13 protein-coding genes are annotated in these 13,806 nt (G+C 40.5%); 9 read left to right on the forward strand and 4 right to left on the reverse strand.

The window, feature by feature from the left end; genetic code table 11:
- The first annotated feature begins 5 nt into the window (after window positions 1–5).
- Window positions 6–1,235, forward strand: coding sequence for an outer membrane protein assembly factor BamB (gene bamB, locus AAC000_RS19860; RefSeq protein ID WP_339725243.1), 1,230 nt, complete (start codon window positions 6–8; stop codon window positions 1,233–1,235).
- Window positions 1,236–1,330: 95 nt separating this feature from the next.
- Window positions 1,331–2,782, forward strand: coding sequence for a ribosome biogenesis GTPase Der (der, locus tag AAC000_RS19865; RefSeq protein WP_339725244.1), 1,452 nt, complete (start codon window positions 1,331–1,333; stop codon window positions 2,780–2,782).
- Window positions 2,783–2,870: 88 nt separating this feature from the next.
- On the opposite strand, the gene AAC000_RS19870 is transcribed toward der, so the two are convergent.
- Window positions 2,871–3,803, reverse strand: a complete 933-nt coding sequence (locus tag AAC000_RS19870; RefSeq protein WP_339725246.1) for a response regulator — start codon at window positions 3,801–3,803, stop codon at window positions 2,871–2,873.
- 187 nt (window positions 3,804–3,990) lie between these two features.
- Window positions 3,991–5,346 carry an exodeoxyribonuclease VII large subunit gene (gene xseA, locus AAC000_RS19875; RefSeq protein ID WP_339725248.1) on the reverse strand — a complete coding sequence of 452 codons (1,356 nt, stop codon included), beginning with the start codon at window positions 5,344–5,346 and terminating at the stop codon, window positions 3,991–3,993.
- Between the two features lie 138 nt (window positions 5,347–5,484).
- Between xseA and guaB the strand changes: the two genes are divergently transcribed.
- The 5 genes from guaB to AAC000_RS19900 all read left to right on the forward strand — a co-directional run bounded on the left by guaB (window position 5,485) and on the right by AAC000_RS19900 (window position 10,961).
- Complete coding sequence (gene guaB / locus AAC000_RS19880) at window positions 5,485–6,954, forward strand: IMP dehydrogenase (protein WP_339725250.1); 1,470 nt, start codon at window positions 5,485–5,487, stop codon at window positions 6,952–6,954.
- 71 nt (window positions 6,955–7,025) lie between these two features.
- On the forward strand, window positions 7,026–8,603 hold the full coding sequence (gene guaA, locus AAC000_RS19885; protein ID WP_339725252.1) for a glutamine-hydrolyzing GMP synthase: 1,578 nt from the start codon (window positions 7,026–7,028) through the stop codon (window positions 8,601–8,603).
- A gap of 41 nt (window positions 8,604–8,644) precedes the next feature.
- The gene (locus AAC000_RS19890; protein ID WP_339725254.1) at window positions 8,645–9,106 is read left to right on the forward strand and encodes a GNAT family N-acetyltransferase; all 462 of its coding nucleotides are present in this window, start codon (window positions 8,645–8,647) and stop codon (window positions 9,104–9,106) included.
- A 45-nt stretch (window positions 9,107–9,151) separates the two neighbouring features.
- A complete protein-coding gene (locus AAC000_RS19895) occupies window positions 9,152–9,706 on the forward strand; it encodes a YaeQ family protein (RefSeq protein WP_339725255.1) in 555 nt (184 codons plus the stop codon).
- 127 nt (window positions 9,707–9,833) lie between these two features.
- A complete protein-coding gene (locus AAC000_RS19900; protein ID WP_339725256.1) occupies window positions 9,834–10,961 on the forward strand; it encodes a 1-acyl-sn-glycerol-3-phosphate acyltransferase in 1,128 nt (375 codons plus the stop codon).
- A gap of 99 nt (window positions 10,962–11,060) precedes the next feature.
- Here AAC000_RS19900 and AAC000_RS19905 read toward each other — a convergent pair whose 3' ends face one another.
- On the reverse strand, window positions 11,061–11,303 hold the full coding sequence (locus AAC000_RS19905) for a hypothetical protein (protein ID WP_339725258.1): 243 nt from the start codon (window positions 11,301–11,303) through the stop codon (window positions 11,061–11,063).
- A 194-nt stretch (window positions 11,304–11,497) separates the two neighbouring features.
- On the opposite strand from AAC000_RS19905, the gene tadA reads away from it, so the two are divergent.
- Complete coding sequence (gene tadA, locus AAC000_RS19910) at window positions 11,498–11,983, forward strand: tRNA adenosine(34) deaminase TadA (protein WP_339725260.1); 486 nt, start codon at window positions 11,498–11,500, stop codon at window positions 11,981–11,983.
- Window positions 11,984–11,991: 8 nt separating this feature from the next.
- Here the strand turns inward: tadA and AAC000_RS19915 are convergent, their stop codons facing one another.
- A complete protein-coding gene (locus AAC000_RS19915; RefSeq protein WP_339725262.1) occupies window positions 11,992–12,144 on the reverse strand; it encodes a hypothetical protein in 153 nt (50 codons plus the stop codon).
- Between the two features lie 231 nt (window positions 12,145–12,375).
- Between AAC000_RS19915 and AAC000_RS19920 the strand changes: the two genes are divergently transcribed.
- Window positions 12,376–13,803: a polysaccharide lyase family 7 protein gene (locus tag AAC000_RS19920; RefSeq protein ID WP_339725264.1), complete on the forward strand. Its 1,428-nt coding sequence runs from the start codon at window positions 12,376–12,378 to the stop codon at window positions 13,801–13,803.
- Window positions 13,804–13,806: the final 3 nt, after the last annotated feature.

Genomic DNA, 13,806 nt, shown 5'->3' on the forward strand with positions numbered 1-13,806 from the left:
CAATAGTGAAGCGTTCTTTTTTATTCTTGCTGTTAACTAGTTCTGTTTTGTTATCAAGCTGTACCACAATTAGTAATTGGTTTTACGATGAAGAAGAGTTGGAAATCCGCAGGCTCAAGCCCATTGAAGCGCAATTTACTCCAACTGAAATTTGGTCAGTGAATTTAGGTTCTGGCATCGGTAAATTCTATTCAAAACTTAGCCCCGCAGTTGCCTATGGCAAAGTGTTTGCGGCTAGTCGCCAAGGCGTAGTGGCTGCCTATGAGCAATCCACAGGAAAGAAAATATGGTCTAAGGATTTCGCGACCTATGATGAGAGTGGAATCACTTCTGCTGTCACTAAACTCTGGTCGAATGGTCTATCAGCTAAAATTGCTGGTGGATTAAGTGTTGCTTATGAAACCGTATTTTTTGGCACTGAAAATGGTGAAGTTATAGCGTTAGATGCCAATACCGGTGAACAGAAATGGATCACCACTGTTAAAGGCGAAGTATTAGCCACTCCTGCAATTGATGCGGGCATTGTGCTAATTAATACTGGGTCAGGATTTATATTTGCACTCAATGCAGATAACGGTGAAGAGGTTTGGTCTTCTGAGTCTGACGTACCACCTTTGTCGTTACGCGGTGTATCATCTCCCACAGCGGTTAACGGCGGTGCTATTATAGGTACGGCTACAGGTAAACTGATCGTGAATATACTTGAAACTGGGCAGACCGCTTGGGAACAAGTAATTTCGGCCGCCACGGGTGTGACAGAATTAGAACGTATTGTGGATATCGACAGCGAACCTTTAGTGGCGGCAGGCAATGTTTACGTTATTTCTTATGACGGCTCTCTTGCCGCTGTTGAATTACGTACAGGTCGAGTGATCTGGAAACGAGAGTACAAGTCTTACCGTCGCATGTCATTGTCAGGAAGTACGCTATATTTAGTTGATGTAAACAGCAACTTATTTGCACTAGATAGCCGCAATGGTGTGGAGTTGTGGAGACAAGGTGCAATTAAAGAACGTTTGATGACTGGTGTTACACCTGTTGGTAACTATTTAGTGGCAGGTGATAAATACGGTTATTTACATTGGTTTGATCAAGCTAATGGAAAAATTGTGGCACGTTTGGAAGTGGGCGATGATGATGAAGATGAGAGTATTTATCATTCACCCGTAGTGGATGGAAACACCTTATACACCCAAACTAGAGATGGTAAGTTAGTCGCCATTCAAACCCCATAAAGCAGTTTTGTGTGATATTCGTTAAGGATTCACAGCAATAATTTTTAACGGCTTGGAATATTCCCAAGCCGTTTTTGTCTATAGGATATGTCATTATGTTACCCGTTGTTGCCTTAGTTGGGCGCCCAAATGTTGGAAAATCTACCTTATTTAATCGTCTCACTCGTACACGAGACGCCTTGGTGGCTGATTTTCCCGGCTTAACTCGGGATAGAAAATACGGGCAGGCTAAGTACGAAGGGTTGCAGTTTATCGTAGTCGATACTGGCGGTATAAGTGGCGACGAACAAGGTATTGACCTTGCTATGGCGGAACAATCACTTTTGGCTATTATTGAAGCCGATGTCGTGTTGTTTTTAGTTGATGCGCGTACAGGAATGACAGCTGCGGACCAAGGTATTGCAGAGCATCTACGTAAACAAGAAAAGCCTGTTTACGTGGTTGCCAATAAGGTTGATGGCATAGATGGTGACAGTGAAAGTGCCGATTTCTTTGCCTTAGGTTTGGGTGATGTTAATCAAATCGCCGCTGCACATGGCAGAGGTGTAACCCAATTATTACAACATTCTCTTGCGCCTATCGCCGAACTTTTTCCTGATATGCATATTCCTGAAGAAGGTGATGAAGAACTTCAGGAAGAAGACGCCGAGGAGCAACTCGCTAAATTACAAGCTTTGCCGATTAAATTAGCCATTGTGGGTAAGCCTAACGTTGGCAAGTCAACACTTACCAATCGTATTTTAGGCGAAGAGCGAGTGGTGGTGTATGACGAACCTGGCACAACTAGAGATAGTATTTTTATTCCTATGGTGCGAGACGAACGAGAGTACATTCTCATCGATACCGCTGGGGTAAGAAGACGTAGAAATATCTCAGAAGCCATAGAAAAATTTTCTATCGTAAAAACCTTGCAGGCAATCGAAGAGTCCAACGTAGTGTTATTTGTGGTTGATGCCCAAGAAGGGATTACCGATCAAGATTTGAGTTTATTAGGTTTTATTCTCAATGCTGGACGTTCGTTAGTGGTAGCGGTTAATAAATGGGATGGGCTAAATAAAGATGTTAAAGATGAAATCAAACGAGAGTTAGACAGACGTTTAGGTTTTATTGATTTTGCGCGTCTACATTTTATTTCTGCATTACATGGCACGGGGGTTGGGCATTTATTTGAATCAGTACAAGAAGCCTATGCCTCTGCCACTAAACGGGTCAATACTTCTATGTTGACGCGAATTATGGATATGGCTCAAGAAGATCATCAGCCGCCTGTAGTGCGTGGTCGCCGTGTTAAAATGAAATATGCTCATGCTGGTGGCTACAATCCACCTCTGATTGTTATCCATGGTAATCAGCTCAAGGATTTACCCGATTCCTACAAACGATACTTGATGAATTATTTCCGTAAATCGTTAAAAGTTATGGGCACGCCAATCAAAATTGAGTTTAGAGAAGGCGCTAACCCTTATGAAACGGATCATAGTTCTTTGAACGACTCGCAGCGTCGTAAACGCAGACAACTTATGCGTATGCACAAGAATGCGAAGTAACTTAGTCACAAACTAGTTGGGAAGTATTAGAGAGAATAAGTTTTGGTTTGCTAATTAATCGGGTTATAGACAACGGCCAGACGCTTCTTTAGTTGAATTGATAACGTGTTACCTTGCCATTTCTTGAGAGTTTGTTTTGTAACAGATTTTTCTCGACTAGCTCTATTAAATTAGTGTTTTTCTGTAAGGCCTCAAGTGAGGCCATTCCTGCTGAAATATCTATTTGTTCAAATATTGAATCATCACTGGCGTTTTGTAATTCTGACATTGCGGTCATTACTTTTTGAGTAATGTGTTTAGCACCAAATATATAAGTATCTGGCAATAAAACCGCTAATTCAGTTTCGCTAAACCTTATCAATGTATCGGTAGGTCTACTTAACTCTTTCAAAATTAATTCAGCCACTATTTTTATATGTCTTGCTGCCACTGGTGATGTCTGTGTTTCAAACAATTCGCCACTTTTTACTTCAAACATCAAAAGTGATAATGGCGCGTCATTTCTTTTCGCTAAAGAAATCTGCCTTTCGTAACAATCATTAAAATAGCGACGGTTGTATAAACCAGTTTGAGGGTCAATAAATACCATGTTTTCAATCAGATCTTGTTGCATCTTAATTTGAATATGAGACCGAATGCGTTTTACCAAGGTTTGTATCACTATAGGCTTGCAAACAAAGTCTGTGCCGCCAGCATCCCAGCATTTTATTTCTTGCTCGGTAGATGTATCGTCTGTCGAAAACACTATGGGGCAATTGAGCATACTTGGGATAGCTTTGAGCATTTTACAGGTGAGTAATCCGTCCAAGACAGGCATGTGCAGGTCTAAAATGACCAAGTCAGGCGCATGAGCGGCACAAAACCCAATCGCGTCCTCACCAGATTGAGCGGAAAATGTACGATAATACGGGGTTAATGCTTGTACAAGAAACTCAGCTGTTGAAGGTTCATCGTCTACTACCAAAACAACTGCACTCAACATTTCAGTATCAGGTAATGATAAAGAATCGCTGTCTATCATGAGGAAACTAACCTTTTTTGTTAAGAATGCCACTGTAGTGAAGGCAGTTAACTTAGCTCATAATGTCGCGATTTCCCACTTATAATTAGTGAATAAATCAACTTGGTAATTTAACTTCTCAGTTAATCCAACAAAGGTGTAAAAAGATAACCTAACTATTTTTTATGTGTTTAAAGAAGCTAATTAACTAGCGTGAAATTGAATCGATTTGGTTAATCACACTGTGAATTTCACCCTCTTCCAAACGCGTCACTAACTTATCTCCAACTTCAACTTGGTGCGTGTTTTTTACTATTTCTTGTCCCTTAAAACTGATGCTGTATCCTCTAGCCAATGTTGCTAATGGGCTGACAGTGTCTAACAAATGCATACTATTGAATAACTTTTGCTTTTTGTTTTCGATGAGTTGTTGGCAACTTCTTTGCAATTTAGTTTGCAACTCATGTAAACCTAATTGCTGACGCTGCAGTTGTTTTTGAGGAGAAGACAAAACCAGTCGATTATCTAAATGTTGTTGCTGTTGTTTCCCTTGAGTCAATTTTTGATTGATTAAGGAATGTAAAGTGGCTTGTAGTTGGTCGACAAACTGACTTTTTTGTTCTAGCTGCTTTTGTGGATGGTTTTGCAATAATCGCTGTTTTACTGTTTGGTGTTGATGCAAATAAACTTGCTGTAAGCGACTGAATGCTTTTATTAACTTTTCTTGCAGCATTAAGGTTTGATTGTGCAGGGTTGATTGGTCCTGGCTGACTAATTCCGCGGCAGCAGAAGGGGTGGGGGCACGCATATCTGCCACAAAATCAGCAATACTCACATCTACCTCGTGACCGACCGCACTGATGATGGGAATAGTCGAGGCAAATATTGTTCTGGCCACCTGTTCGTGATTAAAACACCAAAGATCTTCCAAAGAGCCGCCACCTCTACCCACAATTAATACGTCTACTTCGTTTCTTTGGTTAGCTAGGGTAATAGCCGCACAAATCAGTGAGGCTGCGCTATCACCTTGCACTTGGCTTGGATAGATAACCACTTCAATCGCAGGATTACGGCGTTTTAGAACAGTTAAAATGTCATGCAGAGCTGCACCTGTTGGTGAGGTGACTATTCCTACTTTTAATACTGTCTCTGGTATGGTTTGTTTGTATTCTTGGGCAAATATCCCTTCATTGGCGAGTTGCCGTTTTAACATCTCAAATTGTTGTTTAAGTTGCCCTTCTCCTTCAGGCTCCATGTGTTCAACAATTATTTGGTAATCACCCCTTGGTTCATACAAGCTGATATTAGCTTTGACTAAAACGTTGTCGCCCTCTTTAGGCTTTTGATGCACTTTACGATTGGCACCCTTAAACATGGCTCCTTTCACTTGGGCGCGATCGTCCTTAAGAGTGAAATACCAATGACCAGAACTAGCAGCAACAAAATTTGAAATTTCAGCAGACAGCCAGATTTGCCCAATTTCGGCCTCTAATACCGAGCGGGCTAAACGATTAAGTTTACTAACTGTTAGGATGTTTTTTGCTGTGTTTTGTGTTGGAAACATTGTTTGAAGGGTTCTCTAATATAACTTTGCCAATAAGTTTACCTGATTTGCTACCATTTCTGATATATATCTAGACTGATTTGCCTAAAGCCGCTAGAATTGCGCCGCAATTAAATCCGCATTTATAGGTGATATTGCATGTTAAGAATCGCTAAAGAAGCCCTCACGTTTGACGATGTTTTGTTAGTTCCAGGGCACTCAACCGTTCTCCCTCATACCGCCAATCTTAATACAAGATTGACTCGTGGTGTAAGTCTAAATATTCCCCTAGTTTCTGCTGCAATGGACACTGTTTCTGAAGCACGCCTAGCAATTGCTTTGGCGCAAGAAGGCGGAATTGGATTTATTCACAAAAACATGACACCCGAACAACAGGCTGAACATGTTCGAATTGTAAAAAAATACGAAAGTGGTGTGGTGTCTGATCCTGTTACAGTGTTGCCCACTGCGACTATTGGTGAAATTAATGCCTTAAGCAAAATACACGGCTTTTCTGGTTTTCCTGTAGTAGATGCAGATAATAACCTGATAGGTATAGTGACTGGCCGCGATTTACGTTTTGAAAACAGTTTAGAACAGCCTATTTCCAGTGTTATGACTAAGAAAAATGACTTGGTCACAGTTAAAGAAGGTGCACCGTCTGATCAAGTGCTGGAGCTTATGCATGAATACCGTATTGAAAAAATATTGGTGGTAGATGATGCGTTTAAATTGACTGGCATGATCACAGTTAAAGATTTTCAAAAGGCAGAAAGTAAACCTAATGCATGTAAAGATGAATTAGGTCGTCTACGTGTTGGCGCTGCGGTCAGTGTTGGACCTGGTACTGATGAGCGTATTAAAGCCTTGATTGAAGCAGGGGTGGATGTCCTGCTGATTGATACTTCCCATGGTCATTCCCAAGGTGTTATCGATAGAGTAACGAAAGTACGTAAAGATTATCCAGATGTACAAATCATTGCAGGAAACGTAGCAACAGGTGAAGGCGCAAAGGCCTTGGCAGATGCAGGCGTTGATGCCGTTAAAGTAGGTATTGGCCCAGGATCTATCTGTACCACTCGTATTGTCACAGGTTGTGGCGTGCCACAAATAACAGCGGTATCAGATGCAGTTGAAGCGTTAAAAGGTACCGATGTACCGGTAATCGCTGATGGTGGTATTCGTTTTTCTGGTGATATCGCAAAAGCCTTAGCCGCTGGTGCGAGCTCTGTAATGGTTGGCAGTATGTTAGCAGGCACTGAAGAAGCACCAGGTGAAGTAGAATTATATCAAGGACGCTATTATAAATCTTACCGTGGTATGGGGTCATTGGGTGCAATGGACCAAAATAACGGTTCTTCTGACCGCTATTTCCAAGACAGTAAAAGTGCTGAAAAACTGGTACCTGAGGGCATAGAAGGGCGCGTGGCCTATAAAGGTCCTATCTCCAATATTATTCACCAACAGATGGGTGGATTACGCTCAGCAATGGGGTTGACTGGTTGCGCTACCATTGATGAATTACGTACAAAACCACAGTTTGTTAAAGTCACTGCAGCTGGAATGGGAGAGTCTCACGTCCATGATGTGAGTATTACGAAAGAAGCACCAAACTATCGTCTAGGGTAAGTGTATTATTTTAACTGAACGCTTTTGCCGGCCAATGAGCGTTCACATTCTATTTTTATAAGAGTATTCCAATGAGTTTAGATATCCACGACCAACGTATTTTAATCCTAGATTTTGGATCGCAATACACCCAACTAATTGCACGGCGAGTTCGAGAAATTGGCGTTTATTGTGAGCTTTGGGCGTGGGATGTCAGCGAAGAACAAATTCGCGAATTTAATCCCAACGGTATTATTTTATCGGGAGGTCCAGAGTCCGTTCACGCTGAAAACTCACCCAGAGCGCCAGAATATGTGTATCAAGCTGGTGTGCCTGTCTTAGGTATTTGTTATGGCATGCAGGTGATGGCTGAGCAACTTGGTGGGGCGGTACAAGGTTCAAATAAACGTGAGTTTGGCTACGCACAAGTGGAAGTGGTAGCTGATATGACCTTATTGAATAACATTGAAGATCACATTGGTGCTAATGGCAATGCGTTACTTGATGTCTGGATGAGCCATGGCGATAAAGTCAGTGCTGCGCCTCCTGGTTTTACTACTACGGCTAAAACAGACAGTTGTCCTTTTGCGGCTTTTGTTAATAAAGAAAAACAATTTTATGGCGTGCAATTTCACCCTGAAGTGACTCACACTCGCCAAGGTGAACGCATTTTGTCTCACTTTGTTTTAGACATTTGTGGTTGTGAAAAACTTTGGACACCTGCGGCTATTATTGAAGATGCTATTGTAAAAATGCAGAATCAAATCGGTGACGACCAAGTTATTTTAGGTTTGTCAGGTGGTGTTGATTCATCTGTCGTGGCGATGTTGTTACATCGCGCAATTGGTAAAAATCTTACATGTGTATTTGTGGATAACGGTTTATTGCGTCTTAACGAAGGCCAACAAGTGATGGATATGTTTGGTGATCACTTTGGTTTGAATATTCGCAAGATTGAAGCAGAAGATAGATTTCTAGCAGCATTGGCCGGGACCGATGAGCCAGAAGCAAAACGTAAAATTATTGGGCGTGTTTTTGTAGAAGTATTTGATGAAGAGTCTAAAAAATTAGTGGATGCTAAATGGCTAGCCCAAGGCACTATTTATCCTGATGTGATTGAATCGGCTGCTTCTGCCACAGGTAAAGCCCATGTGATTAAGTCGCACCACAATGTAGGCGGTTTGCCTGATGATATGAAAATGGGGTTAGTAGAACCCTTGCGTGAATTGTTTAAAGATGAAGTGCGTAAAATTGGTTTGGAGTTAGGTTTACCCTACGACATGTTATATCGCCACCCTTTCCCTGGACCTGGATTAGGAGTAAGAGTCTTAGGTGAAGTGAAAAAAGAATACTGTGATTTGTTACGTCGCGCCGACGCTATTTTTATTGACGAATTACACGCCGCCGATCTGTATCAGAAAGTGAGCCAAGCCTTTACTGTATTTTTACCTGTAAAATCAGTGGGTGTAATGGGTGATGTGCGTAAGTACGATTGGGTAGTGTCATTAAGAGCTGTAGAAACCATTGACTTTATGACCGCACATTGGGCGCATTTACCCTATGACTTCTTAGGCAAAGTGTCTAACCGTATTATCAACGAAATTGATGGAATATCTCGAGTAGTTTATGATATTTCTGGTAAACCACCTGCCACCATTGAGTGGGAATAATTCAGTCGTTATATAGATAAGTCAATAAGGCCAAGGGTTCTATGGGTAAAATAATAATAAGAGCTGCAGTACCAGCAGACTTACCAATATTGAAAGAATTTGAACAAGGTATTATCGCCACTGAGCGACCTTTAAATGCTTGTTTAAAATCAGAACATATTTGTTATTACGATATAGGGGCGTTAATAGCTGGCGACAAGTCTAGTGTGGTGGTGGCTGAAGAAGACGGTGTGCTGGTCGGCTCTGGTTATGGGCGTATTAAAGAATCAAAAGCGCATTTACGTCATGACTTTCATTGTTATCTTGGATTCATGTATGTTGCCCCTAGCCATAGAGGCAGAGGAGTGAATCAATTGGTCATCCAGCAACTGATAAAATGGGGTAAACTCCAAGGCATGCAGGATTTTTATCTTGAAGCCTATGCAGACAATAGCTCAGCAATTAAAGCCTACGAAAAGTTAGGCTTTAAAACCTCACTTGTTGAAATGAAGTTATCCCAGTAAACCTAGTTTATTCAGCCTGTACTCATACCATGGAAATATCTACCTATGGCTTTAAAGCCAACCATTTATAAATTCAAATTATCTGTATCCGATCTAAATCATGACTATTTTGATACGCTTAATTTAACTGTTGCATTACATCCGTCAGAGACTAAAGAACGTATGATGGTGCGAGTGTTAGTCTTTTGTTTACATGCTTACCAAGATAACCAACACTTAATGTCTTTTACTAAAGGTTTAAGTGCGATTGATGAACCCGATATTTGGTTACGAGGTTTAGATGATCAGCTACATCTTTGGATAGATGTGGGTGAGCCAAGTTTTGAACGGATCAAAAAAAGCTGCCGCTTGTCGAAACAAACTTATGTGTACAGCTTTAATTCAAAATCTAATGCTTGGTGGAAACAATCGCAAGTACAATTTGGTAGTTTGCCTGTAAATGTATTCAGTTTTAATTGGCCAGAGATCCAAGAATTAAGTCACTTGCTTACACGCACATTGGATTTGTCTATCACCTTAAGTGGTGAGTCTGCATTTGTTGCAGCACCAGACAGCCAGGTTGAAGTAAATTGGCAAGCCTTGCAGTTAAATGAAGACTAGTTTGTTTTTATGATCTTAAGAACAAATCATGGAATGGCTGCGCAGACAATCATTAAAATATTTGCCCGTTGCCGGTTAAAACGGCAAAATATGCGGCCTTTTTTACAGTAGAGACAATAATAACAAGATGCCTACTAAGTTTGATTCAATTCGCCCTTTTGACGACGCCGATTTATCCGTTGTCTTATCTAAGCTTTTTAATAATAAAGAGTTTATTAATAGCATAGTGGCATTTAAGTTTAGCGCGTGGCCACGATTTATGTATCCAACACTAGGCTTTTTTACCCGTCGATACATAATCAAACAGATTAACAACATTGATACCCTTAGAGGTTTTCAGCGTTTACTTGAACCCTATATAGAGCGAATGATTAATACCACTACTGAGTGTTTTACTGTGAGTGGTTTAGACCAATTAGACTTATCTAAAGCTTGTTTATTTATGAGCAATCATAGGGATATTGCGTTAGATCCTACTTTTGTAAATTGGGCATTACATTTAAATGGGCATGATACTGTGCGTATTGCTGTGGGCGATAATTTACTGAAAAAGGAATGGGTTGCAGACCTAATTAGGCTAAATAAGTGTTTTATTGTTAAACGTTCAGCTACTGACAGACGAGAGAAGTTATCAGCAGCAAAGTTATTGAGTGAATACATTGAATTTACGTTAATTTCTGATCAGCAACATATTTGGATCGCACAAAGGGAAGGGCGAGCAAAAGACGGAAACGATCTCACTAACCAGGCTATTTTGTCTATGTTGGCATTGAATAAGCCTAAAGAAGTCGAGTTTTCAGACTACATTCGCCACTTACGTATTGTGCCAGTATCCATATCTTACGAATTTGATCCCTGCGATATTAATAAAGCTAAGGAGCTACAGAAAGTTGAACAAGAAGGAAGTTACGACAAGCCAGATAATGAAGATGTTGAAAGTATAGTTAATGGCATTACGGGTCAAAAAGGCAGAGTTCATATTCATTTTGGTGAATTGTTAGACGGAGAGTTTAGTCACGCAAAAGAAGTGGCGGCGCACATTGATCAGCAAATACTGCAGGGATTCGATACGTTTTCTACTGGAGCTGTGGCAGCAGACATGCTCTCTAAAGAGGGTAAAAAGAGTGATAACTCTGACCAATATAGCAGCGCTGCTTTTGATTATTTACAAGGAAGAATAGCCAACTTATCTGCAGAAGAACAAAACAAACTGCTTAGTATGTATGCATGTGCGTATCTTAGGAAAAATAGTTAAAATCAGTACTCTATAGGTACATCAATAATATTTTATACATAGGTTAGAAACAAACATTGGGCCCCAGTACTCTGTTTAAACCCAATGTATATAGGTTGCCTAGGCTACTTTGTCTTTTTTCAAATCATCAAATTGACGATTCAGATCGTACTTTTCGTCGGTCACAATTTTTTCTAAGGTTTGAATACGTTCACGCATTGCCGCCACTTCACGTTCTAAATCATTCGTCAGATTGACTTGGTCGGCGTCTTTCTTATCCTTTTTCTTACCTTTTGGTCCATTTACGAGCTCGACTATTGCCCAACAAACTAAAGCGACTATTGCGATGGCAGTTATATTCATGATTTATCCCCTTTGCCTTGATACGTTTAATAAAAAGTTTATGCTTATGGCGATAACAAAGCAAATAATTGACCAAAATTAAAAAGCTATATTTATCATATGGTTAAGTTGTTTTATTATAATCTTTAACTTATGTTTTGGCGAAAATCGCCAATTTAGTGATGTAATTAACCAAAAGTAGAGAAATACAACCATTGAGTACTGAACAAGATGAATTTTGGATGCGCCATGCCTTGTCTTTGGCAAACAATGCGCAACAACAAGGTGAAATCCCTGTGGGGGCTGTGTTGGTTAAAGACAATCAAATTATAGGTGAAGGGTGGAACCAATCCATTAGTTTACATGATCCCTCTGCACATGCAGAGATGATGGCGCTTCGTGATGCCGGTAAAAAACTGCAGAACTATCGATTAATAGACAGTTGTTTGTACGTGACACTTGAGCCTTGCACTATGTGTGCTGGTTTACTGATCCATAGCCGAATTCGGCGATTAGTGTTTGCAGCGTCAGATTATAAAACGGGTGCCGTAGGAAGTTTATTCGACTTGCTGGGTGATCCGCGAATGAACCATCAGGTTGAGGTGAGTAGTGGTGTATTGGCACAAGAGTGTGGCGATAAACTCTCAGCGTTTTTTAAGCAACGTAGAAAGCAAAAAAAATTATCTAAGATTAAAGACTAATAGTTGCCTTAGCAGGCTTCTGATAACTCTTCAGTCGCCTCTATTATTTGAAAATTTTGGCGGCGAGAGGTCACTTTTTGATGGACACGTTTTAATAGTTGACGCCTACGGCTATTACTTCCTAAGCGATTGGTATTGATGGATGTGGTACGTCTTTTCATTATTCACTCCTAATTATTGGAAATATAGACTCTGTAATTTCTAAAAAAGTTTCAATCAAGATAAGCTAACTTTGTTAAAAATTTATGACAGTCGATCTTTTTGGAGCTAAGTCAGCAGTATTGTCTATATGTTGCTGATTATTAGTTAATGATAATATCCAGTATTGCAGTTCAATTTAACGAAATATTTCCGTCTGTTTTGGCAATTTGGTTTAGTCCCTAGGTGTTGTAATGTTTGATTTGTCGCTAAGTAATAAAATCATAAGTGTGTTTGTCATTGTGTTGTTGTTGTCCTGTGGTGGAGGCTCTGATTCAAGCACGGCACCAGTGGTTGATTCACCTCCCGTTATTGAAACCCCAGAATCCCCCGTTGCGTGCCAGAATGTGCAGTATCCAATACTAGAAGCAAGCTTTGAAGGTGAGATTGATGCTGACTTTATTGCAGCCAATACCATTGATGGAGTGACCACTCCTGCATCAAGATGGTCTTCTCTAGGCATTCAAGAAGAGCTCATTTTTGATCTGGGTGAAGTAAAGACAATTGGCTCGTTAAAAATCAAGTGGTATCAAGGCGCGGAGCGTCAAGCTCATTTTAGTGTCGACACTTCCGTTGATCAGGGAACTTGGCAAAATGTATTAACGGAATCCACTTCCAGCGGCAAACACAGCGGTTTTGAGCAAGTCAATTTAACCCCCAGTGATGGGCGGTATATTAAACTTGTTGCTATGGGCAACTCAGAAAATGACTGGAATAGTATTGTAGAAGTGCAAGCTCATAGCTGTGAAGGCGCGGATGGTCAGATAGTAGATTTGTTTCCTAATGAATTAGGTATTGAATTAGTTGACTGGTACTTAAATATCCCTACTGATGAAGATAACAGCGGTACTTCAGACTCTATTTATGAAAATGATTTAGCTGCAGGATATACAAACTCTGAATATTTTTATGCGTCATCCGACAACGGAATTGTTATGCGTTCACCCAGTTATGGGTTTAAAACCTCTGAAAATACGAGTTATGTACGTGTCGAGCTTCGAGAAATGTTACGACGTGGTGACAGTTCAATTCGCACCCAAGGTGTGAATAAAAATAACTGGGTGTTTGGTTCTGCATCCAATCAAGGACAAGCTGATGCTGGTGGGGTAGATGGTGAACTGAATGTTACTTTAGCGGTGAACAATGTCACCACTACAGGGGAAAATTATCAAATTGGTCGCTTGGTTATTGGGCAGATACACGCCAACGACGATGAGCCTATTCGATTATATTATCGAAAATTACCTGGCAATAATAATGGTTCAATCTATTTTGCTCATGAAAGCCGTGTTGAGGGCAGTGATGAAGTCTATGTTGAAATGATAGGATCAAGAAGCAACAGCGCCTCTAACCCTAGTGATGGTATTGCCCTTGACGAAAAGTTTAGCTATCGAATCAACGTCACGGCTAACTTGTTAACAGTGACTATTATACGAGACGGGAAAGATGACGTTGAATCAACCTTGGATATGTCGAACAGTTTGTTTGATGCCGACGGCCAGTATCATTACTTTAAAGTTGGTGTTTATCATTTAAACAACAGTAGTGATCCCGATGAATATGCACAAGCCACTTTTTATGACATACGTAATGCGCATACAGGTTATTCTCAAAGCGAATAGTGC

It is taken from the genome of uncultured Paraglaciecola sp., from assembly GCF_963977085.1.
GTDB lineage: Bacteria > Pseudomonadota > Gammaproteobacteria > Enterobacterales > Alteromonadaceae > Paraglaciecola.